Here is a 21833-nt window from a genome sequence, read left to right on the forward strand (position 1 = left end):
TCAACTGATGGGGGACAACTCATGGGCACTGGGAACAGTTCGGGAAGGCCAAAGGCGAGGTTCGCCCTTAGGTTCGTAACGGCAGCAGGAGTTGCGGTCGGGATCGTGGGCGCTCCCGGGTCCGGCACCGCGTCCGCGCACCCGGTCTCGATCACGCTGAATTACACATGCTCAGTTTCTGGGGTCAGCCGGTCCATCCCGATGGAGATCCATGCGGATGTCCCGGATTCGGTCGCAGTCGGCAAGCCCAGCCCGGAATTCGCATTCGCCGCGACGACGACGGCGAGCAAGGACGACACACACCTGATGCACGCGCTCCTCGGGGACTTGAAGTCCGTTGAGGGCACGGCGGACACGAACGTCGAACTGCGGTCGCAGCAGGGAAACTTCAAAACCCCTGTACGCTTCAGCATCAATAAGGTCACCATTCCCGAGTCCGACCGTGCCTTTGCCGTCACGGCGGCCGGCACCGTCCCCTCTCGCACGTTCCACAAGCCGGGCACCGTGCGGATCGCCGTCGGCCACCTCAACCTGACGCTCGTCGGGAAGCAGGCGAACGGCAAACCCCTGGGCCAGGTCAACCCGGCGTGCAAGCTCGATGCACACCAGTCACCCGTCGTAGCATCGTTCGCGATCACAGGGACAGGGACAACGACCGGCTCGCCCGCGTCCGGCACTTCGGGCACGGGCGCCACGACCGGCTCGGCCTCCGCCGGGGCGTCGGCTCTGTCGCCATCCCATGCCGACGCTACGGTGCAGGGCACCACCGCGATGACTGGCCAGGACACCAAGGATCTGATTCTGCTGGCCGCTGGCACTTTCGTCGTGGGCGGCGGCGTCTTCCTATTCGGCTCGCGGCTGAAGCACCGCCGTCATGGGTGACGGGCGTCGTGCGGCCGGGCCCACACCCTGGTCGGCGAGGCCCTGACCGAGTTGCCCCGCCGAGCCCGCCGCTCCGCATGCCACTGCGCGGTGGACGCCCGATACTCCAGGCGGTAGGGGCACGTTGACGCGTTCCGGCGAAGCTCCCGCGAGATCGTCGACGGCGACCGGCCGAGCCGACGCGCGATCTCACGGACTTCGACGTCCTGAGCGCGCCACACAGCAATGTCCTCGCGCTCTGAGAACGGCAGATAGCGTCCCGACACCGCCGGTGAAAGATTCGGTCCCACGCCCCCAGAGCGGCGAAACCACCGTGTCCCGACCGCGGGCGACACCCCGGCTTCGGCCGCCGCCTCCTCAGACCGAACCCCCCGGGCGATCGCAGCCTGGACTGAGTCGGTCGGGCTGGATGGCGGCAGGTCGCAGCAGATCTTGCAGCGCCGGATCAACCAGTCGGTGGCCGAGTACGAGGTGCACAACGCGCTTGAGACATCCTGGGATGGCCTATGCGCACACATCCGTGAGGGCTGGAAATCGGGAAGCCGCCGTACGGATATGCCGCCAAGCGGTACCGGAATCCGAATCCGGTCAAGGGGGACAAGGGGCGATGAACTTCGGGCAGATAGATCAACGGACGGTGCTGCTCATGCTCGTTGGCTGCGGCACTGTGTACGTCGCCTTCGAGCAACCGTCGTTTCGCGCCGCCCTCGTCGTCGGTGTCGCCGTGGTGACACTGCTCCCCCTCCTCATGCGGCGGGGCGCTGACCCGCATGCCGCTCAACTTCGATGGCACGCCTTCAAGGTTCGCGACAGCCGCCCTCGCTCGCAGCCCGGAACAGCGAACCCGAGCAGAGCACACCTCGTCGACCAGCGCTCAACCAGGCCCGTCCCCGTACGCAGAGACCCCCGCCGGATCGAGCCGACGGGGGGCCACATCGGTGACAGCGGTCACACGCATGTCACCAACAGTGTCGACGCGCCTGAACCACAAGTCTCTGACCAGTCCAAACGATCCCGACCTGGATCACGTAGACGCCAGAAGACGGTTTCGCCTACCTGTGCCAGGTGGTACCCAGTGCGGCACCCGAGATCAGGACCGGGGCGTCTTCCGGCCCGTCAAGGCGGTATTGCAGGGTGCGCATCGGTGTCTCACTCACCCGCCCGGCCCTCTCACGTATCACCGGATCTCACATCGCCGGAGCGAATCCGGCGGCTCTCGTCCCGCTCGCCGCGACAGGTCGGGCACTGTCGGGACCCTCGCGGGTCCAGGGCTGAGGGTCCGCCCCGGGCGAGTTCGCCCGCTGTCCTGCGTTGTGCGGCCCGGAGATCGGTGACCTCGCGGTCGGCGGTCGGCAGATCCCGTTGCCCCGCCCGTACGTGCAACGGTTCGCCGCGCTCGCCGGGAAGCGAGGGGCGGAGGTCCTCCTCCCGAGTGGGCACGGGCCGGCCGTGGGAGGCGTGCGGGTCAGACGCTGTCCCCGGCAGGGCCAACAGGCTCGGGCCCAGCGGTCGGCGCCGGCCACCTGCAACGGATCCCGCCGCCCACGGCTGCGGACGCCCGCGGACACCGTCGTCGCGCCGGACTCTCCCCGAAGCACCGGGGCATGGGCCACGGGCCGGATCGATGCCCTCCCCGTGCGACGACGTCGGCCCGCAAGACCACAGCCGGGCTTTGCGGGCCGACGTGACACCGGGTTCGCCTCACCTCGAAGCCGCAGTTCCGGCGCGGACCGCGCCGGCTGATGGCGGCGCGTTCAGGCGAGCTTGAGCAGGCGAGCTTGAGCAGGCGGGCGGGGCTGCGGTTGGATGGACGTTACGGCTGGACCCCGCACCGAGAGGGTTGAGGGGCCACGACAGTGAGAGGAGGGATAAGCCCATGATCCCCATGATCACCGCGCTTGTGTCCTCCCGGGGCGCGGACCACATCTGACCCCGGAGCGGACGGGCGCCTTCACCGGAGCGTGCCTTGACCGTGGAACAGAACGACCTGACCATGCGTCCGATCACCGGACGCGAAGAACTCGACCTCTTCTCCCAACTGCCCTACGTCCGCAACGAGGAACTGGCGGACGACCTCGCCGCCGGCCGCCGACGTCCCGCATGGATGTGGGTCGCCCTGCGCGGGGACCGACTGCTGGCCAGGACCGCCTGGTGGAGCCGACGAGACGGCGACGCACCATTCATCCTGGATGTCCTCGACATCGACGACAGCGCCCCAGGTCCCGATCGCGTGGACATCGGGGCGCGACTCCTGCGCACCGCGACGGCAGCTACCCTCCCGAACGGGTCGCGTCCCCCTGAGTACAGCCGTTTCGTCCCGCCCGACTGGCGTGAAAACGCAACAACCAGACAAGCCGTCGGGGAGCGCATGACGGTACTGGAACGGACCGGTGCCCAGCTCTTCGTCGAACGACTGCGGCTGGAATGGCGTCCGCAGTCGCCAGTTCCTGCGCCCAGCGGACGCCTCGCGTTCCGGCCGGTCCACGATGACAAGGAGCTCGTGGCTCTGATGGCCTTGGTGCTGGACGGAACGCTGGACGCACATGGCCGTGACGACCTGACCCGGATGTCCGTCCACGAAGCGGCCGTCAAGCACTACGAGGACGAGCTCGCGCGCTACACGAGCCCCCGGGACTGGTGGCGAATCGCCACACTGCCCAGTGGAGAGCCGGTGGGGTTCATCATCCCGGCCCGCAACAACTACAACCCGATCATCGCCTACCTCGCGGTCCTGCCCACGCACCGCGGCAACGGCTACATCGACGACATCCTCGCCGAGGGCACCCGCATCCTCGCCGAGCAGAACGTCCCCCGCGTCCGCGCCGCCACAGACCTCGGCAACATCCCGATGGCGAACGCCTTCCGGCGCGCTGGATACATCAATTTCGAGCGTGAGATCAACATGACCTGGAGCTGATCGAGCGTTGGGCGGGGGCTCCCCAGACGATGTCCCCGCCCCACTCCCACTCCCACCCCTCCGGTCGAGTGGTCTGACGACACCGCCCGATCGAGTTCAGCGGCGGGCCCCTCTGCCCCGGGCATGCGTCAGGCGGCTCCGCTGTCCGTCCCGGAACAGGGGGCCGCCTTGCCGGTCGCTCAGCGGCACGGCTGGTCGGCCGGGTTGCCGTCGAGCGGTCGGCCTCAGTTACCGGAGGGCTTGCCCCGCTTCCGCGGGGAACATGGTGGCCAGCACCGACGTCGTGCAGGCCATGGACGGCCGAGCAGGTCTCCTCGCTCAGCCGAGCAGGCGCTGTTCCTTTGCCACCGCCACCGCGCCCGCCCGGGTGTCCACGCCCAGCTTGTCGTAGATGCGGCCCAGGTGGGTCTTCACCGTGGCCTCGCTGATGAACAGGGCACGCGCGATATCACGGTTGCCGAGGCCCTGGGCGAGCTGGGCGAGGATGTCGCGTTCGCGGTCGGTGAGGGAGGGGCGCGGGCTGCGCATACGGGCCACGACCCGGCCGGCGACCGGGGCCGACAGCGTCGTACGGCCCTGCGCTGCGGCCTGGATGGCGGAGAACAGCTCCTCCGGGCGCTCGGCCTTGAGCAGATAGCCCGTCGCGCCCGCCTCGATGGCCCGGGTGATGTCGGCGTCGGTGTCGTACGTGGTCAGGACCAGGACGTGCGGGGTGTCGCCGGGGCCCGCGGTCAGGCGGCGCGTCGTCGCCACGCCGTCCATGCCCGTGCCCAGTTGCAGGTCCATCAGGACCACGTCGGGCGCCAGTTTCGCGGCGAGCGCCAGGGCTTCCTCGCCGGTGCCCGCCTCGCCCACCACCTCGATGTCCGGCGCGCTGTCGAGGAGGGCGAGCAGGCCCGCCCGTACGACGGCATGGTCGTCGCAGACCAGGATGCGGACGGGGCGGGGTGCTGCCGGGCCGGTCATGACGGCGTCTCCAGGGGGATCGCGGCGGACAGTACGGCGCCCTCGCCGGGCACCGACTCGATGGTCAGTGTGCCGCCGAGCTGGCCCACCCGGGCGCGCATCGCGGGCAGTCCGTGCCCGCGCACCCCGGCCGCGGTGCTGGGCGGTCCCGTCGCGTCGAAGCCGTGGCCGTTGTCGGCGACGTCCAGGACGACCTGGTCGTCGAGGAGCGTGAGGGTGAGCGCGGCGGCGGTGGCGCCGGAGTGCTCGCGGACGTTGGCGAGGGCACCCTGGGCGATCCGCAGCAGGGCCGACTGGACGCGGTCGGGCAGATGAGGGCTTCTGCTGCCGTCGTCGATGTGGACGCGCACCGCGAGGCGGTCGCCGGACTCTCGTGCGGCCAGGGCACGCAGCGCCTCGTCGAGGCCGTCGCCGCGCGCGAGGTCGGCGGGGGCGAGGTCGTGCACGAAGCGGCGGGCCTCGGTGAGGTTGTGTTCGGCGATGGACTCGGCGGTCCTGACATGGGCGCGGGCTTTGACCGGGTCCGTGCCCCAGATCCGCGCCGCCGCCTGGAGCAGCATCTGCTGGCTCGACAGTCCCTGGGCGAGGGTGTCGTGGATCTCCATGGACAGGCGCTGCCGCTCGGCCAGCGTCCCCTCGCGGCGCTCGGCCGCGGCGAGTTCGCGACGGGTGCGGATCAGGTCGTCGATGAGGCGGCGCTGACGGGCGGACTGGCGTTCCATCCGGATGAAGACGCCCGTGGCGATCGCGGCGACGGCCGGCGGTGCGAACACCAGGTCCGGGTCGAACCGGCCCGACAGCTCCAGCTGCGCGACGACCACGAGGATGACGAGCAGTGTGAGCAGGCCGATGGCGGCGCGTGGCCGCAACGTGCGCAGACCCGTGTAGAAGAGCGGCACCGCGCACCAGGCGAAGCTCGGCGCGAGCACGACGAGCACCACCCAGACGGTGACGACGGCGCACAGCCAGGTGTGGCGCGGCAGCCTGGCGCGCGAAGCCGGGCGGAGGTCCCGGCCGGGCCCGAGGACGTACAGCACTGCCAGCACCACGCTCAGGGCGGTGATCCACGGGAGGTAGGCCGAGCCGCTGTGACGTATCAGAAAGCGGGCCAGGGACGAGCCGAGGAGCAGGAAGAACGCCCCGTGCAGCACGGCCCTGAGCCAGCGCGCGTCCGGGTCGAGGGCTTCTTGGGGCAGCGCGTCGTCAGCGGTGTCCGGGGCCGTGCCGGTCGGTGCGGTGGCCGGGGCCGGGGCCGGGGCTGGGGCTGGGTCTGGGGCTGGGCCTGAGGGGGTTTGGTCCGGGCCTGGGCCCGGTGTCGTGGTGTCGGACGGTGTCGTGGCTTCGGACGGTGCGGGGGCGGCTGGAGACCGCCGCGGTCCGCGTCGGTCCGCGGCCCGGAACCGGTGTGCAGGCATGTCCGCTTCCCCCGCCTCCTCGTCTCGTGCCGGGGACTCGCCCCGGCTGGTGAACTCGCCCCGGCTGGTGAACTCGCTCAGGCTGTCGGGAACGGAACTCGTGCGAGAAACCCCGCATGACCAACCTGGGAAACCCCGAATGACCAGCCCGGGAAACCCCAAATGAACTGGGCAAACACTCCTATTCTCCGACACCCGCAGAGAGCCGGGGTCATCCGATCGGCTGACCCCCGCATCGACCGCTCGGCCCGCCGGGGCCAGCCGGTACGCCGACGGTCCGGACCCGGATACGGAACCAGGATGGCTACCGGAGCGGGACGGCGACGAAGCACGGACGCCCTCCCGGCCGAGGAACCCGGACACCGGGGTCCGCACCGGACCCGAACCCGGACCCGGCGCCGCAGCCCGGAGCGCCGGACAGCCGACGGACGTCGACGCACCGACGCCGCCCACGATTCACAGGAGTTGCCGAGCCATGAAGAAGATCTCCCAGTACTCCCAGCGTGCCCGCATCGCCACCGGCGTCGCCCTCGCGGCCGTGGCCGCCGGCACGTTCGGCACCGTCTCGGCGAGCGCCGCCACGACCGCGCGGCCCGCGGCGAATGTGCAGACCACCGCCACGACCACGTCCACCCATCTGACGATCGGCGCCGCCACCAAGGCCGCGCAGGCCGCCCTCGACGCCGCCACGAAGGAGAACCAGCACGTCACCGTTGCGGTCGTCGACCGCAACGGCAACACCGTCGTCACCCTGCGCGGCGACGGCGCGGGCCCGCAGTCCTACGTCTCGGCCGAGCAGAAGGCGTACACCGCCGTCTCCTGGAACGCCCCGACCTCCGAGCTGGCCAAGCGCCTTGAGCAGGCCCCGAACCTCAAGGACATCCCGGGCACCCTGTTCCTCGCGGGCGGCGCCCCGGTCACGGCCAAGAACGCGCCGATCGCCGGCATCGGTGTCGCGGGCGCCCCCTCCGGCGACCTGGACGAGAAGTTCGCCCAGGCCGGCGTGGCCGCGCTCAGCTAAGACCCGCCCCGTCCGCCCCCTGGACCCCGGCGGTACCCGGCTCCCCCGTACCGGGTACCGCCGGTCCCGTCGTTCCGTGCCCTCGTCCGAGCCCGGTCGCATCCTGCCTGCGCACGGCCCGGCCCGCGCCCGTACGGATCCCGCCCGCACCCGGCGCCCGTACGAGCTCGGACGAACCCAGAACCCGGAGAACCCCCATGGCCCCGGAAGGCCGGAAGACCGGAAGACCGCAAGGCCGGAAAACCAAAAAGCCGGAAGGCCGCAAGGACCCCGCCCATGCCGCTGCCGACCGCCGTCCGGATCTCCGTCAGCAGGATTTCGGGCGCCCGGATCTCCGCGGGGAGGATCACGGCAGCCACGATGTCCGCCCTGGGGAGAACCGCAGTCAAGAGGAGAGCCACCATGACCCCGAACGACCGTGCCCTGCTCGATGCCGCCGAGCGCGGCGACGCCGACGCCGTGCGGGCCGCCCTCGCCGCCGGTGCCCGCGCCGAGGCTCGCGACCGGCACCGCCGCACCCCCTCCTGCTGGCCGCGCTCGGCGATCACGTGGCCGCCGCCGAGGCGCTCGTCGCCGCGGGTGCCGACCCGAACGCCCAGGACGACCGTGACGACAGTCCCTGGCTGGTCACCGGGGTCACCGGCGGCGTCCGCATGATGCGCGTCCTGCTCCCGGCGGGCCCCGATCTGAAGCTGCGCAACCGCTTCGGCGGCATCTCCCTCATCCCGGCCGCCGAACGCGGCCACGTCGACTACGTACGCGCCCTGCTGCGCGAGACCGACACCGACGTCGACCACGTCAACGGCCTCGGCTGGACCGCCCTGCTGGAAGCCGTGGTCCTCGGTGACGGCGGCCGCGCGCACCAGAAGATCGTGCAGCTGCTCATCACGGCGGGGGCCACGCCCGGCCTCCCGGACGGCGACGGCGTCACGGCCCTGGAGCACGCCGAGCGGCGTGGCTTCACGGAGATCGCCGGGCTCCTGAGGGACCCGTGGTGAGGCGCGACGCCGCCCCCGCGGCCGTACTGGTCCGCTGGGGCTGTACGGCGGTGGCCGACGGGGACGACAAGCCGGGCGGCCGCTGACCGGGACCCCGGGTCGAGGCGGTGCGGGCAGCCGGTCGTACGCACTGCGCCGCCGGGCCGGTCCGTAACGGCTCGTCCGTGACGGCTGGTCCGTAACAGCTCGTCAGTGACGGCTCGTCCGCGCCGGCGCGCGCCGTTGCCACGGTCCGTCGCCGTGCCCCCTCGGGGGTACCCTCCGCTCCCCCTAGGGTGCTGCAATGCATTGAACTGGACTGCTACGCACGGAGGTTGCCCGGTGCTGTATGTGCGCGATCTGGTACGCGAAGTGGTGGCGGAGCACGCGGCGCACGAGTTGCCGCTCGTCGACAGTCTGCGGGCGTTGGACGACGACCGGGTCGTCCGCACCCTCGCCGGGGGCGGGCGGAAGCGGGAGCCGCTCGGGTTCGGCTATGCCGAGATGTCCGCGCTGGTCACGCCGGTCGTCTGGCTCGTCCTCGATCAGGCGGCTCGCCGCACGGTCGACCGTGCCACGGAGGGCCTGTTGACGCGCGGCCGGGCCGGTGTGCGCAAGCTGCTGCGCCGGGCGCCGGCCACTGCGAACCGCACGCTGGTCGCGCTGGAACCCGGCGAATTGGCGCTGGTCAGAACGCACATCGTGGCACGGGCCACCGAGCTGGGCGCCGACCGCAGGCAGGCCGAGGCGCTGGCCGACAGCGTCGTGGCGCGGATCGCGACGTCGGCCGCGGCCGACGAAGACCGCCCCGAACCCCCCGAAACCCCCGGCACCGCCTCGTGAAGGCCCTCGTCGCGCTCCGGAGCGCGGCCGGGACCGGCCCCCGCTTCGCGCTGCTGATGGTCCTCGTCGTGGCGTCGAGCATCCCCACGCTCGACACGCTGTTCCAGGACGTCCCGGTGCTCCTCGGCCTGCGCGACGGCCGAGAGGGTCTGCACGGCCCGTCGGGCTGTCTGTACGCCGCCGGATTCGACCCCGGCAGCAGCGATCTGGCGAACCTCCTGACGGCTCTGAGCCGGCCGGGCACCTTGCAGAAGTGCCTCGGCGACCACTCGCTCGTCCCGTACCGCGGCGCCCTCGCCACCCTGGTGCTGCTCGCCCTCGCGGCCGGGCTGTACTGGTGGCTGCCGGCGGCCCGCGAACGGTGGCGCCGGACGGTGCCGCTCGAAACCGTCGACCCCGACGGCACACTGCGGGCCGAGCTCGCCGCCCTGTGCGCCCGCACCGGCCTCCGCGCGCGGTTGCGCTTCCGCGTCGACCCGGCGCGGACGACCGCCGGCGCCAGTGTCCACGGCCGCTCCGGGAGCTACACCGTCTCCCTGCACTCCGGTCTGCTCCCCCGGCTCGGCACCGACCCCGAGGGCTTCCGCGCCGTCGTCCTGCACGAACTCGCCCATGTGCACCACCGCGACGTGGACTACGCCTACGCCAGTACCGCCCTGTGGCGGGCCTATGTCCTGCTCTCCCTGATCCCGACCTTCGCCGTGACCGGCTGGATCCTCGTCCTGGCGCTGTCCGGCACCAAGTCCCCGTGGTGGCCCGGCGCTGCGGCCATGCTGCTGGCCCCCGTGCTGGTCGGACTGCTGCTGGCCGGGCTGGTGCACCTCGCCCGTGCCGACCTGCTGCGGCGGCGCGAACTGTACGCCGACCGCCGGGCAGTCGCCTGGGGCGCGGACGTCGCCAGTTGGCAGCGCCCCGACCCGGCCGGCCCCGTGGCACCGTGGCTGCGCCGGACGGCCGGGCTGCTCGGGACCCATCCGCGGTGGGCGGAGCGCTGGCGCGCGCTCGCCGACGCCGGCCACCTCGACCAGGTCAGCCGACTGGCGATGTTCCTCACCGGTATCTCGGCGGCGCTCCTGTACCAGTCCCTGATGACGCTTCCGGTCCTCTCCGACGGGCCGGGCTCCATCTGGATCACGGTCGGCGCGGTGACCCCGGTGCTCTGCTTCGCCCTGGGACTGCCGCTCGTACGGGCCTCGGGCACCGCCGGCGGAGCCGGGCGGTCCGCCGCGGCGGCGGGCCTCTGGCTCGGCTTCGGCCTGCTGCTGGGCGAGTTCGTGTCCAGCGGCCAGTACCGGATCGACTGGCTGCTGCCGCGGCCCCAGTACCTGCTCGCGTTCCTGCTCATCGCGACCGTGCCCGCGGTGTGGTGGTCCCAGTCCCTGCGCCTGGCACTCGCCCTGCCCCGGCGGGGGCAACGCTGGTCGGCCGCGGTGTGCTGCGCGCTGGTGACCGCGACGGTGCTGTGGGCCGGGCTGCGATGGTGGCGGACGGGGGGCGAGCCGCTCTCGCTGGGCGTCCTCGACCGCGGCGCGGAACTGGCCGCTTACTACACCCGGACGGTCCCGGGCGACTGGCACGGCTACGGCCCGGACCTCTCCGCCTTCACCACCGGCCTCACCCTCCTCACCCCGCTGAGCCGCGAGATCCTGGCCGGGGCCGCCGCGCTGCTGATGTGGCTGGTACCGGTGGCCCTCGCCCTGCTCCGGCGCACGGGGCTGACGGGCACGGGGCCGACCGGCACGGGGCTGACGGGCACGGGGCTGCGGCTGCGCCGGACGCTCGGCGCCGGCCTCGCCGGGGCCCTGGTGTGCGGGGCCGGCCTCGTTCTGGCCCAGCTCATGATGAACCAGTCGCGGCCGACAATGGCGAAGGGGCCGGCCGGCCCCTTCCTCATCGTCCATACGTGGTGGGTGACCGTGACGGTCCTGGCGGCCTGCCTGCTGACGGCCGCCGTGGTGGCCGCCCGCGGACACCGGTTCTGGCTGCTGCGGGCGCTGCTCGCCGCGCAGGTGGTCCAACTGCTCGCCTACGCCGAGGTGTTCCTCCTCTTCTCCGCCGACGGCTGCCTGGGGCCGCTGAACACCGCCTTCGACGTATGCCGGTGGCGCCCCCGCAACGGCCTGCTCATCGACGGCACGGTCACCTCCCTCACGCTCGTCAACGCCGTCCTCGGATCGGCCTGCGCGGCGCTGGTGGGGGCGGGTCTGGCGTGGGCGGTGCGCCGGTTCCGCGGCCGGCCGGCCGCGGACAGCGCCGCAGCACCGGCATCGAGCGCGGCCGTCCGCCCGCCCTCGATGCTCCTGAAGGCGGGCACGCTCCTCGCGCTCGCCGTACCGGCGGTGGCGCTGGCCGCCGTGACCTTCACCCAGGAAACCGCCTCCGACGACTCCCACCAGTGGCAGGAAGCGGCCGATGCGGCCGGGAAGCAACGCGGGCCCGCCCCGCCGGCGCAGGCATCGCAGACCCGCGCCTGGCAGGCGGCGTCCTGGCTGAACGACGGCGGGACCCGGCATGCACAGCAGATCAACGCCGCCTCGATCGCGCTGGACTCCGAACTCCTCAAAACCGCCTCGGGGAAGCGCAACGCGGACGGGAAGGTCGCGCTGGACGAGAACGCGTTCCACCGCCTCTGCGGCGCCCTGGGCCGGCGGGTCGAGGAGGCCCGGGACTACTTCCCCGTCCCGGACCAGGACCTCCAGAAGAACTGGTCCGCCGCGCTGAACCAGGTGCACCACGGGGCCCAGGACTGCCAGGAGGCAACCGTCCCGCCCAAGGGCACCCCGCACCGGACCGACGCGGAGCGCGAGCGCCTCTTCACCGCGTCCCTCAACGAGATCGTCAGCGGCATACGCACCTTCGGCACCACGGTCCAGGACATCAAAAAGGCCGCCACATCACTGACCAAGTAGCTCCCACGGTACGGGCGGCCGGGCCGGAGCACCCGCACGGCCTCCTCGGTCGCCGCGGTCCGGCCGCCGGCATCGGGGATTCTGCGCATCGCCTCACTGCCCACCAGCCCACCACAGTGTCGAACGTCCCGCCCTGGGCTACGGCTTCCTGCTTCCGCGAGGCGGATCTCAAGCGAGACCTGCGTATGTCACCGTCCGCCCTGGCCCCCTGCACGGACGACGCGGTAGGTCAACTCCTCACCGCTGCGGTCCCCTTCCCGACGTCGAGCGCATTGCTCTTCTCCACCGTCATAGAAGAGCGCTCTCCGCACAGGCGGACGTGAACCGGTGCGATCGTGTTGATCTGACTCTCGGCCGGTGCTCGCCACGCAAGCGGAGGCGAACCGCCTCTGCGACGCGTTCCCTGCACCGCAGGGCGCCACACTCCCCATAGCCGCAGCGCCTCAACTGCCGCCGGAACGTCAGCCATCGGAGGCACGCTGGACGCTCGACCAGCCGTGCCCGAGGTGTTTGAGCACGGGTGGCACGGGGTGGTCGAACACCTTGCTCCTCAGGGGTGGGCTGGGCCTGCGCCGACAGTGCGGAGGCTCGGACAACCAGTGAGGGTGAACGATCTTTCGTCGCCCGTTCCGATCTTCGGTTTCACGACATCGCGGTCAGCGCCACATGCGCGGATCCCCATCAGCCGTGCGGGGACGCCCACCTGATCAAGCACGGCCTCGCGATCGACCGTTCACCCTGGGTTCGACTGACACCACCCCCTGGTCGCAGGCAACAGCCGGGGCGTGGGCGCCCTCGTTACAGGGCGATCAGCCCGGCCGTCGTCTCCTTGAAGCCGCAGGCATCGAAATAGAACGCGCGCAGATGCTCCTCGAAGTCGACGTGCAGCCACTCGCAGTTCGCGGCGCGGGCTTCTTCGGCCGCGTTGGCGACAAGCGCGGCGCCGACTCCTCTCGACCGGCAGTGCTGGGCGACGACCGTGTCCAGGATGAAGGCATGAGCTCCGCCGTCCCAGACGACATTGACAAATCCGATCAGCCCGCCGTCTTCCCATGCGCAGACCCAGCCGAGGCTGTGGCGCTCAAGTCGTGTTCGCCAATCGGTCTGAGCGACCGGGGGACCAAAACCGTCGGCGTGCAGCGCGTTGAGAGCGGCGTTGTCGAAATCGCCCCGCCATTCGTACGTGATCGTCACGCCCCCATCGTATGTCCCGGCCGAGCGCGGCACTGACCGGGTTACCGAGTGAGGAGGCTCCGCCTGCGGGGAGTTGGCTGCCTGCGCGGCCGGGCATCCGGCGTTCGAGAATCTTGATGCCGCGGTGCGAGCCGTACCGGGCGCGGCCGGCCGGGTGTGTCACCAAGGCGGCGTCGCTGCCTCCCTGTTCGGTGGTTTGCCGGCCGACGACGAGGGTGGGCGGTCCATAGGAGGGCCGGCGGGCTGCGGTCGCGGCCGACGGCCCGGATGCGCCGCACGGGTCGCCCGGTCGCGCACCGTCGCGTGGCCGCCCGGCCTGCCACTCATCCGTATCCCACCCGTCCGCATCGGTCGGCGAAATCCGTCGTCACGACGGCAGCAGGCGCCGGGCGAAGTCTCCCACCGAGGTGATGGAGACCAGTTCGAAATCCTCGGGGAATTTCAGCCGGGTGCGTGCTTCCACCCGGTAGACCAGCTCGAAGAGCTCCACGGACTCCAGTCCGAGGCTCTTGGTGTCGGCGGAGACGGACCAGAGCAGCGTCTCCTTCGTGATGTCCGCGGCGAGGATCTCGCCGAAGCGCAGGTCCTCGACCTCCTCGGCGATGACGGCGACCAGCTCGTCGGGTGCCATGGGCATCAGCTCTCCTCCTTGATGAACGGACTGGACTCGGGGAGTCCCTGCTGCACCAGGTCGTACTGCCACCGCGTGGCACCGTCCGGTGCCTCCCGCACGAGCCTGAATCCGAGCCGTTGGTACAGATCGGCCACCAGGTGGTTCTTCTGCGTCGGGAGGTACTCCCCCACCAGTCGTCGCAGTCCGGTCGCCGCTGCCTCCCGGGCGAAGGCGCCGAACATCGACCGCTCCAGGTCACGGCCGATGACCCGGCAGCTCAGCAGCCAGGAGTCCACCTCGGCGGTGTCGCCGTCCGTCCGTGCCAGGAGGAATCCGACCAGGCCGTGATCGGTGAACCGGTCGCGCAACCGGGCGGTGAGGTGGAGGGTTCCCGGCCCGGCGACGAGTTCGGCCAGCCGGGCCGCCGAGTGGCGACGGCTCAGGACGTTGAACTGATTGGTCTTGACGACCATTTGGGCCACGCGCGGCAGCGAGTTCGCGTCCACCGGTGCGAACCGGGCGGACATCTCAAGGCCGCGGTAGAAGTCCTCCAGGGTGTCGCTCTCCTCCTCGTACTGCTTGGCCCGGTCCCGGGCCCGGTACGCATCCGTGCGGGCGGCGTCCTCCTCGGTCACCCATGCCTGCTGCAAGAGCGGGTGGTTGCGTACGGCCCGGACGTACTCCCAGGAGCTCTCCGGCAGGTCGACGACCTCGACCTCGGGCAGGAGAGCGCGGACCTGGGCGCGCTCCACCGGGTCGTCGTCGACCAATATCAGCGAGTCGAGGCCGATACCCAGGTGTTCGGCGATGCGGCGCAGCTGTTCCGGTTTGGGTTCCCAGGACGCGCTGAAGCAGCTGATGTCGGAGAGCCGCAGCAGCATGTCCGGGTGCTCCTGGAAGGGCGACTCCGCGTCCGCGGGGTTGTTCTTGGAGCAGACGGCGAGGATGATCCCCCGTTCCTTGAGCATCCGGACGTGCCGCTGGAAGCGCACGAACCCCTCACCCGCGTCACCGCCCAGGACGATGCCGTGCACCCCCGCCTCGCCGATCACCCCGCCCCACAAGGTGTTGTCCAGGTCCAGGACGAGGCACTTCTTGGCCAGGCCCAGGTCCGCCGCGATCAGACCGGCGGTCTCCCGGGCCGGGAGCGGCAGCACGTCGGACGCGAAGGGCTGCTTCGCCATCCGCCAGGACCGGTCGTCGAACCAGGCGAGCTTCCCGGCCACCCCGGCCAACCGGTCGCAGTCCACGACCAGGACATCCTTGCCTGCGGCTGCCGCCAGCCCGGCGTTGACGCGGACCGCCATGCGGTAACGGGATCCGGGCAGGCGCACGTCCAGGGCGTTGACCACCAGGTCGTCGGGGAGCGCGAAGAGCCAGTGCACCACGCGCGCACGGCTGTTGGCCTGGATTCTCCGCCAGAGTGAGCGCCAGCGCCGGATCTCCGCCTCGACGTCCTCGTCCGGGGCGGTGGAGTGATCGGGCAGGCCCAGTTCGTCGTGGTGGACCGCGAGCACGACGAAGTCGGGGTCGCTGCGGTAGAGAGCGCTGCCCGGATCCGCGGTCAGGCTGCCGTACTGTCCGATGCCGTAAACGTCCACCACGGCGTCGATCCCGCACCGGCGCAAGGTGACGCGCAGGACCCTGCCGAGGAGGTCGGCGGTGAAACTGCCGATCAGCGCCACTCTGATGCGGGGCGCGCCGGGAGGTGGCCCGCCGTTTTCAAGGATGCGGCTGAGCGAGAGGATCTCGCCGGTGCTGCCCCTGTCGACCAGTTCGCCGACGAGTTGTCGCAGTGTGGTGTGCGCGTCGTCCCGGACGGCATTCCGGGCACGGCGCAGCAGATCTCGGGCCATCTCGTTGTCCGGCACCGGGGCTCGGCCTTTCCGCCGCCGGCCGCGTCCACGGAAGGCGCGGCCGGCCGCAGGTCGGGGGTGGTCAGGAAGGTCAGTAGAGGCTGACGTTGACGGCGTACTGCTCCATGGCCAGCCGCTTCGCCACGGACAGGGACGAGTGGTTGTCCCATTCGGTGCTGTAGAGCGGCCGGGCGCCACGGGCGCGCACCAGCCGGGCCCAGCGGGTCACCAGTGCCGAGGCGATACCGCGGCCGCGGTGGCTCGGCAGCGTCTCCGTACCGGCCTCATATGCCTCGCCGCCGTCGCGGGCCGCGCAGCAGACGGCGACCGCTCGGTGGCCGTCGAACGCGGCGACGGCCGGCTGTCGTTCGGCGAGGGTGCCGGCCACTTCCGGGAAGGTCTCGCGGAAGAAGGACGACTCCGACGGATCGCAGTCCCGCAGGGTGATGCCCGGCGGCGCCGGCGTGCCTGCGGAGTCGGGCACGGCGAAGGCCGGGCCTGCGAAGCTCTGCGTCACCGGGGCGTGCCGCGCCAGCAGCCGGACCACGTCGGCCGGGGGGCCGACGGTCTCGGTCAGGGTGGCCGGGGGCTGGTCGGCGGCCCATCGGTGCAGTGCGTCGGCCAGGTCCGCCGGCACGGCGGTGCTGGTCCACGCCGTCACGGCGGAGGCCGTGTACGAGAGGAAGCACCGGGGCGGGGCGGGGCGGCCGACGTCATTGATCGCGGTGAGCCTGCCGTCCTGCATCACGAACAGCGTCCGTGCCTGGATCGGTGCCAGGTCCTCCGGTGAGTCGACGGCGGCCGTCATCGCAGCAGCCCGCCTCGTACCCGGTCGAGCAGCTCGGACGCGTAGCCCTCGACCGTCGCGCGGTCGAACTGGTGGGTGCTGTAGTACCAGACGACGCGTAACTCCCCGTCGGTGACCAGCACGTCGATTCCGTGCACGTGCTCGCGCAGCCCGGTCGCCGTCTCATCAGGTCCGGGGTCCTCCTGGGCCCGGGGCAGCATTCTGGCGGTGGCGCCGCCGCCCACCTTGCCCAGGTAGTTGACGGTGATGTCGGGCTCGCCCTGGGCCGCGAGCGCCTCGCGCGTCGCCTCGTCGCCCAGATGGGCGAGGATGCCGTAACCGGCGCCGTCCATGGGGATGCCGGCCAGCCGGCCGGTCACCGTCCGAAGCTGTGCGGCGAAGCTCTCGGAGGTGTCCACCTCGACGGAGACGGGGTAGCGGGTGGAGAGCCAGCTCACGGTCCGGGCCACGTTGGGCTGGTCCGGCAGGCCCCGGCGACCGTGGCCGATGAGATTGGAGCGCACTGCGCGGCGTCCGCCCGCGCCCTGGAGGGTGGGAATCGCGGCGGTGAGGAAGACGTCGGTCATGCCCAGGCCGCGGCCCGGCAGCACCTCGTCCATGAGCCGGGCGGTCTCGGCCCGGTTCAGCCGCGCGACCACGGTGTCCGTGGTCGCCATGGTGTTTTCCTTGTCCCGGTCCAAGGGCACGGGCGGTGCCGGGCGTCCCAGGTCCCGCCAGAGTGGCAGCTGTTCGCGCAGCTCGGGCTCGGCGGCGAGTTTCGTGAGCCACCGTGCGTAATCCGCGCCGGTGGTGCCCGGCGGGGCGAGGGACAGCGGACGGGAGGCCAGCAGGGCCCGGCAGGCGCGTTCGAGGTCCGCGAGGACGATTCCGAACGAGAGCCCGTCACATACGAAGTGGTGGACGACGAGCAGCACCCGTCGTTCGTCGCCGTTCAGGGTGAAATACGCCAGCCGGACGAGCGGGGACCGGTGCATGCGCATCGATCCCTGGATCCGGGTGCATTCGCGGGTGATCGCCTCCTCGGCGGCCGCGGGGTCCCGGTCCCGCAGGTCGAAGGTCTCGACCGGCAGCTCGTCCAGCGGCCGTCCCTGCACGCCCATCGGCCCGCGCTCCTCGGCGGACAGGCACAGCCGGAGCCCGTCGTGGAGGTTGACGACGGCCCGGAACGCCTCTCGGACGTGGTGCGCGGTCAGCTCCGGTGGGGCCTTGAGCAGTGCCACCTGGTTCCAGTGGTGCTCGTCGGGGAGGTTGCGGGTGAGGAAGCGGCGCTGCTCCGGCAGGAGGGGTGTGCCCTGCGCGGCCGGGATGTCCTCGGGGGAGGTCGCGTTCATTTCCGGCCCTTCCTATCGGCCACGGTGACGGGGAAATGCAGGAGGCGGGCCACTGCCTCGGGAAGCGTGCCGGGCGATTCGACGTGCAGCGTGCGCAGGCCATGGTGGCGGGCCTCGGCGAGTACGTCCGGGTTGTCGTCCAGCAGGACGGCGTTGTCGAGCGAGCGGCCGCACCGCTGGGCGACGGCCTCGAAGAACTCCCTGGTGGGTTTGACCTCGCCCACTTGCCACGACGAGGCGATGACGTCGAAGCGTCCGAGGTGCCCGAACCGGTCGTCCTTGACCCGGTCCCAGTGGGCGGCTTCGTTGTTCGTCAGTACCAGCAGGATGTCCGGGCGATGCCGGCGGATACCGTCGATCGCCGTGAACGCCCCGGGGTGGACGGCCAGGCAGTCCCGGTACAGGTCGTCCAGCCATCGGGCGTCCACCGCGACGCCGGCCGGGGCCCCGGCGGCGGCGAGGGCGTCGCGCAGGACGTCGTGGACATGGGCGCGTCCGGTCTCGTACGCGGCGTCGCGGGCGTCGATCTCCCTGCGCAGTCGCTGGGTGTCGGCACCGTGGCGGGCGGCCAGGCGGTCCAGGAAATCCGTCTCTTCGGTGACGTTGTTGAAGAGGACGCCGCCGGCGTCCATCAGGATCGTGTCGGCCATACCGTCTCCACGTGTTCCCGCATCCAGACCAGGTTGTCCGCCAGGCCCTCGGCCAGGTCGTACTCGGCACGCCACCCGGTGGCCGCGGTGAGTTTCGCCGGGTCGGCCTGGAGCTTGAGCACTTCGCCGGAGCGTGCCGGACCGTGCACGATCTCGCTGTGCGACCCGGTCAGTTCCACGATGGCGTGGGCCACGTCGATGATGCGGTGGTCCGTGCCGGTGCCGATGTTGTACGTCTCGCCCGTGGCCGGCAGCTCCGCCAGGGCGAGGAACCCCGCGACGGTGTCCGCCACGAAGGTGAGGTCGCGTGTCTGCTCACCGCTGCCGTTGATGGTGATCGGCTCTCCCCGCAGCGCTCTGGCCAGGAAGAGCGGCACCGCGTCATAGACGTGGCGGGGCCCGTAGCTGTTGAACGGCCGGACGATGGTGAGCGGCAGGCCGTAGGTGTGGTGCCAGGACCAGGCCAGGCGGTCACAGGCCACCTTGGACGCCGCGTAGGGCGTGGCCGGTTCCAGCGGATGCCGCTCGGTGATCGCGTCCTGCTGGCTGCCGTAGACCTCGCTCGAACTCGTCACCAGGAGATGCGCGGGCTGCCGCTGCTGGGCTGCCAGCAGGACATGGAGAGTGGACATCACATTGGTGCGCACCACATCGGCGGGCTGGTCCAGCGAGGCCGGTACGTAGGCGTCCGCGGCGAGGTGGAACCAGGTGTCGGCCTCCAGTCGGCTGAGGACGTCGACCGCCGAGGGCCCTGCGAGGTCCACGTGCACCACCCGTTCAAGGGCGTCGACGGTCGCGGCGGGAAGATTGCGGAGCCGGTGTGTCACCTGTGCGGCCGAGACGCGTCGGACGACCGCGGTGACTCGGGCGCCGCGGCTCACCAGGGTCTCGGTGAGGTGCGAACCGATGAATCCGTCGGCTCCCGTGACGAGCACCTGGCGTCCTGCCCAGTGCGTGGTCGTGGGTGACATCAAGAGGTGCCTTTCAGCGGTGGGATCAGTCTTCGGACCGGGCGGCCACGCGCTGGAGCGCACGGTGCAGCCCTTGTGCCAGGAATTCGACGTCGGACGGGGTGGAGTTCAGCGGCGGAGCGACGATCAGTCCTTCGCCCGTGCCGTCGGCGTGGAATCCGTTGAAGGGGTAGAGCAGCAGCCGCTCGTCACGGGCGGCGGCGAGGGCGGCGGCCTGGGTGCCGGGCGCCAGCTCCACGGCGTGGAAGTAGCCCACTCCCCGGGTCTCCTGCACCACGGGCAGCCCGGCCACCGCCCGTACGGCAGTGGTGACGTCCCCGCCCCGGACGCGCGTGGGGTCCAGAGCGCCGATCTCGCCGAGCACGTCGAGCACCGCGAGCCCCGCCGCGGCCTGGAGGGGGGTCGCCGACATGGTGCCCATCAGGGGCAGTGGCCGTGGGGAGGAACGGAGTTGGGCCACTCCGGCGGGGTTCACGAGCACCGCCGCCAGCGGAAGGTATCCGGCGGACAGTCCCTTGGAGATCACCACGATGTCCGCCGCGGCGTCCGTGCAGTGGTCCGCGCCGAGTGGCAGGCCGGTCCGTCCCAGGCCGGTCAGGACCTCGTCGTGGATGACCAGCACACCGCGTTCGTGGCAGGCCCGGCGCAGCGCCGCCAGATAACCGGGGGGTGGCGCATAGGCACCGCCCGTCGTGCCGTTGACCGGTTCGATGAGTACCGCCGCGACGGACTCGGCCCCACGGCGGTCGATGGCCTCGGCCACGGAGTCGGCACAGCTCGCCCGGCACCGGTCGTGGGGGCAGTCTCGGTGGTGTCCGGGGTAGGGCGGGTCGAAGGCGGGTGCCAGGCCCAGGGCGTCGTCGGGGTGCGGGCGTCGCCGGCGGTGTCCGGACAGCCCCAGGGTCAGCGCGCTGTTGCCGTGGTAGCCGAGCCGGGCGGTGAGGATGTGATGCCTGCCGTCCTCGCCGCGCGAGCGTTGGATGAGCCGTGCGTAGGAGATGGCCAGTTCCACCGCGGAGGTTCCGGAGCAGGCGAGGCTCGCTCCGTCCCCCGGCCGGTTGACGGCTTCGGTCAGCCGGACGGCCAGCTCTTCCTGCACCGCCGGGAGCAGCACCCCGGGGGAGGCGAAGGTGGCGGTGCGTGCCTGGCGGGCGATCTGTTCGACCACGTGCGGGTGGGCGTGCCCGATGTTGACGCAGACCAGACCGCTGGCCGCGTCCAGCAGACGGTCGCCTTCGGCGGTGTGGATCCATGCTCCCGCGGCATGGCTGTAGTCGATCGGCGGCAGTGGCTGACGCGCCGACAGCAGGACCGAGTCACTCATGTCGTGAGCCTTTCGGAGTGGCGCGACTAGACCAGTTCGTGCCAGGCCGGACCGGCCTCGCCGCCGCACAGGCGCAGGGCCTGGCAGGCGAACATGGAGCTCCAGCAGTTGCGGTGCGGCTCCGCGGCCTGGGGCCGGTAGAGGACCGCTGCCTTGTCGTCGTAGGTGTGGAGGCTGTCGGCCAGCGTCGAGACCGCGCTGTCGAAGCCGTCGGGGCGCAGGCCCAGCAGTTTGGCCAGACGTATCGCCTGAGCCAGGACGTCGGACTGCATCCGGTCGGAAGCGGGGCCGCCCGTGCGGTGTGCGTATGTGGTGAAGCCGCCCTCGGTGAGCTGCTGTTGCCACACCCACTCGGTGATACGGACCGCGCGCTCCCGCGCCTGCGGCCGGCGGCGGGCCGTGTCCCAGATCCACAGGCCCTCGGCGGCGTAGCAAGCGGCGTGCAGGCTGATCAGATCGCTGTCCGGGCAGGTCGTGACGGGCGCCGCGGAGGGCGGACACGGGTCGGCGAGCAGGGTGTCCACCAGTCGCTCGGCGGCTTCTGCCGCTCCACTGACGCCCGCGTCGTCCGCGCTGATCAGTGCTTGCAGAAGCTTGAGCAGATGGGCGCTGCCGGAGTTCGACCAGGTCGGCTCGGATCCTTCGGGACGGTGTCCCGTGGCCAAGGGGTGGGGGTGGCCATGGGTCGGCAGGTGGTCGAGGAGGAATCGGGCCGCGGCGCGTCCCGAGGCGAGCAGTCGCTGGTCACCGGTGCGCCGGCCGTAGGACAGCAGACCGTGGGTGATCATGCCGATGTCGAAGAGGAAGACTCCGCCGTCACCGTGATCGGGGCGGCACGAGTAGTCCCCGCTGTCGATGCGGTCGGCCAGCCAGGAGGCTGCCGCGTCCGCCCGCTGTCGCTCGGGCGCGTCCAGTGTCTCGTGGGCGAAGAACGTCAAGATGTATCCGGTGATTTCCGGATACGGGTAGGAAAGGCGGCCGTCGGGTGTCTGCCATCCGCAGTAGGCGCCGTCGGCCCGCTGGGTGCCGCCGCCGCGGAGCCAGGCGGCCAGTGCCCTCGCCAGCCGGTCCGCGCGTTCGGCAGGTACCTGCGACACCTGATCGGCCAGGGCTTGGTGTGAGCTCATATCCCGCTCTTCGGTCTCAGGGGCTGACT

General features: G+C 71.4%; 16 protein-coding genes and 3 pseudogenes. 6 read left to right on the plus strand and 13 right to left on the minus strand.

Annotated elements, in window-relative coordinates; genetic code table 11:
- Positions 1–21: 21 nt before the first annotated feature.
- A complete protein-coding gene (locus tag ACLJWH_RS15025) occupies positions 22–882 on the plus strand; it encodes a DUF6801 domain-containing protein (RefSeq protein WP_411142170.1) in 861 nt (286 codons plus the stop codon).
- Positions 883–923: 41 nt separating this feature from the next.
- On the opposite strand, the pseudogene ACLJWH_RS15030 reads toward ACLJWH_RS15025, so the two are convergent.
- Both ACLJWH_RS15030 and ACLJWH_RS15035 read right to left on the minus strand, forming a co-directional pair.
- Positions 924–1313, minus strand: a pseudogene (locus tag ACLJWH_RS15030) (helix-turn-helix domain-containing protein); the annotation flags it as partial.
- Between the two features lie 627 nt (positions 1314–1940).
- Positions 1941–2024 (minus strand): annotated as a pseudogene (locus ACLJWH_RS15035) (3-oxoadipate enol-lactone hydrolase); the annotation flags it as partial.
- Between the two features lie 851 nt (positions 2025–2875).
- Between ACLJWH_RS15035 and ACLJWH_RS15040 the strand changes: the two are divergent.
- Complete coding sequence (locus ACLJWH_RS15040) at positions 2876–3799, plus strand: GNAT family N-acetyltransferase (protein ID WP_411142227.1); 924 nt, start codon at positions 2876–2878, stop codon at positions 3797–3799.
- Between the two features lie 318 nt (positions 3800–4117).
- Here ACLJWH_RS15040 and ACLJWH_RS15045 read toward each other — a convergent pair whose 3' ends face one another.
- Positions 4118–4765 carry a response regulator gene (locus ACLJWH_RS15045; RefSeq protein ID WP_411142171.1) on the minus strand — a complete coding sequence of 216 codons (648 nt, stop codon included), beginning with the start codon at positions 4763–4765 and terminating at the stop codon, positions 4118–4120.
- Positions 4762–6180, minus strand: a complete 1419-nt coding sequence (locus ACLJWH_RS15050) for a sensor histidine kinase (RefSeq protein ID WP_411142172.1) — start codon at positions 6178–6180, stop codon at positions 4762–4764. The genes ACLJWH_RS15045 and ACLJWH_RS15050 overlap by 4 nt, the downstream gene beginning before the upstream one ends.
- Positions 6181–6655: 475 nt before the next feature.
- On the opposite strand from ACLJWH_RS15050, the gene ACLJWH_RS15055 reads away from it, so the two are divergent.
- The 4 genes and pseudogenes from ACLJWH_RS15055 (at position 6656) to ACLJWH_RS15070 (ending at position 11930) form a co-directional block, all read left to right on the plus strand.
- Positions 6656–7201, plus strand: a complete 546-nt coding sequence (locus tag ACLJWH_RS15055) for a GlcG/HbpS family heme-binding protein (RefSeq protein ID WP_411142173.1) — start codon at positions 6656–6658, stop codon at positions 7199–7201.
- Between the two features lie 402 nt (positions 7202–7603).
- Positions 7604–8199: pseudogene (locus tag ACLJWH_RS15060) on the plus strand (ankyrin repeat domain-containing protein).
- A gap of 321 nt (positions 8200–8520) precedes the next feature.
- On the plus strand, positions 8521–9021 hold the full coding sequence (locus ACLJWH_RS15065) for a hypothetical protein (RefSeq protein WP_411142174.1): 501 nt from the start codon (positions 8521–8523) through the stop codon (positions 9019–9021).
- Positions 9018–11930, plus strand: coding sequence for a M48 family metalloprotease (locus ACLJWH_RS15070; protein WP_411142175.1), 2913 nt, complete (start codon positions 9018–9020; stop codon positions 11928–11930). Before ACLJWH_RS15065 ends, ACLJWH_RS15070 begins: the two co-directional genes overlap by 4 nt.
- 798 nt (positions 11931–12728) lie before the next feature.
- Here ACLJWH_RS15070 and ACLJWH_RS15075 read toward each other — a convergent pair.
- The 9 genes from ACLJWH_RS15075 to ACLJWH_RS15115 form a co-directional block, all read right to left on the minus strand.
- Entirely contained in the window at positions 12729–13124 is a 396-nt protein-coding gene (locus ACLJWH_RS15075; protein ID WP_411142176.1) for a GNAT family N-acetyltransferase, read from the minus strand.
- A gap of 367 nt (positions 13125–13491) precedes the next feature.
- Positions 13492–13761: a hypothetical protein gene (locus ACLJWH_RS15080; protein ID WP_411142177.1), complete on the minus strand. Its 270-nt coding sequence runs from the start codon at positions 13759–13761 to the stop codon at positions 13492–13494.
- A complete protein-coding gene (locus ACLJWH_RS15085; protein ID WP_411142178.1) occupies positions 13761–15608 on the minus strand; it encodes an HAD-IIIC family phosphatase in 1848 nt (615 codons plus the stop codon). Before ACLJWH_RS15085 ends, ACLJWH_RS15080 begins: the two co-directional genes overlap by 1 nt.
- Positions 15609–15684: 76 nt before the next feature.
- The gene (locus ACLJWH_RS15090; protein ID WP_411142179.1) at positions 15685–16401 is read right to left on the minus strand and encodes a GNAT family N-acetyltransferase; all 717 of its coding nucleotides are present in this window, start codon (positions 16399–16401) and stop codon (positions 15685–15687) included.
- Entirely contained in the window at positions 16398–17732 is a 1335-nt protein-coding gene (locus ACLJWH_RS15095; protein WP_411142180.1) for a condensation domain-containing protein, read from the minus strand. The genes ACLJWH_RS15090 and ACLJWH_RS15095 overlap by 4 nt, the downstream gene beginning before the upstream one ends.
- Entirely contained in the window at positions 17729–18382 is a 654-nt protein-coding gene (locus tag ACLJWH_RS15100) for an HAD family hydrolase (RefSeq protein WP_411142181.1), read from the minus strand. The genes ACLJWH_RS15095 and ACLJWH_RS15100 overlap by 4 nt, the downstream gene beginning before the upstream one ends.
- Positions 18364–19353 carry a dTDP-glucose 4,6-dehydratase gene (locus ACLJWH_RS15105; protein WP_411142182.1) on the minus strand — a complete coding sequence of 330 codons (990 nt, stop codon included), beginning with the start codon at positions 19351–19353 and terminating at the stop codon, positions 18364–18366. Before ACLJWH_RS15105 ends, ACLJWH_RS15100 begins: the two co-directional genes overlap by 19 nt.
- A gap of 25 nt (positions 19354–19378) precedes the next feature.
- On the minus strand, positions 19379–20677 hold the full coding sequence (locus tag ACLJWH_RS15110; protein WP_411142183.1) for an aminotransferase class III-fold pyridoxal phosphate-dependent enzyme: 1299 nt from the start codon (positions 20675–20677) through the stop codon (positions 19379–19381).
- A 26-nt stretch (positions 20678–20703) separates the two neighbouring features.
- Entirely contained in the window at positions 20704–21804 is a 1101-nt protein-coding gene (locus tag ACLJWH_RS15115; RefSeq protein WP_411142184.1) for a hypothetical protein, read from the minus strand.
- Positions 21805–21833 lie beyond the last annotated feature (29 nt).

The sequence above is a fragment of the Streptomyces sp. x-80 genome, from assembly GCF_046549095.1.
GTDB lineage: Bacteria > Actinomycetota > Actinomycetes > Streptomycetales > Streptomycetaceae > Streptomyces > Streptomyces celluloflavus.

What these genes read in the sequence shown, in the direction of transcription:
- ACLJWH_RS15025 (WP_411142170.1), top strand. Translation starts at nt 22, where the DNA reads ATGGGCACTGGGAACAGTTCGGGAAGGCCAAAGGCGAGGTTCGCCCTT.
- ACLJWH_RS15040 (WP_411142227.1), top strand. Translation starts at nt 2,876, where the DNA reads ATGCGTCCGATCACCGGACGCGAAGAACTCGACCTCTTCTCCCAACTG.
- ACLJWH_RS15045 (WP_411142171.1), bottom strand. Translation starts at nt 4,765, where the DNA reads ATGACCGGCCCGGCAGCACCCCGCCCCGTCCGCATCCTGGTCTGCGAC.
- ACLJWH_RS15050 (WP_411142172.1), bottom strand. Translation starts at nt 6,180, where the DNA reads ATGCCTGCACACCGGTTCCGGGCCGCGGACCGACGCGGACCGCGGCGG.
- ACLJWH_RS15055 (WP_411142173.1), top strand. Translation starts at nt 6,656, where the DNA reads ATGAAGAAGATCTCCCAGTACTCCCAGCGTGCCCGCATCGCCACCGGC.
- ACLJWH_RS15080 (WP_411142177.1), bottom strand. Translation starts at nt 13,761, where the DNA reads ATGCCCATGGCACCCGACGAGCTGGTCGCCGTCATCGCCGAGGAGGTC.
- ACLJWH_RS15090 (WP_411142179.1), bottom strand. Translation starts at nt 16,401, where the DNA reads ATGACGGCCGCCGTCGACTCACCGGAGGACCTGGCACCGATCCAGGCA.
- ACLJWH_RS15095 (WP_411142180.1), bottom strand. Translation starts at nt 17,732, where the DNA reads ATGAACGCGACCTCCCCCGAGGACATCCCGGCCGCGCAGGGCACACCC.
- ACLJWH_RS15100 (WP_411142181.1), bottom strand. Translation starts at nt 18,382, where the DNA reads ATGGCCGACACGATCCTGATGGACGCCGGCGGCGTCCTCTTCAACAAC.
- ACLJWH_RS15105 (WP_411142182.1), bottom strand. Translation starts at nt 19,353, where the DNA reads ATGTCACCCACGACCACGCACTGGGCAGGACGCCAGGTGCTCGTCACG.
- ACLJWH_RS15110 (WP_411142183.1), bottom strand. Translation starts at nt 20,677, where the DNA reads ATGAGTGACTCGGTCCTGCTGTCGGCGCGTCAGCCACTGCCGCCGATC.
- ACLJWH_RS15115 (WP_411142184.1), bottom strand. Translation starts at nt 21,804, where the DNA reads ATGAGCTCACACCAAGCCCTGGCCGATCAGGTGTCGCAGGTACCTGCC.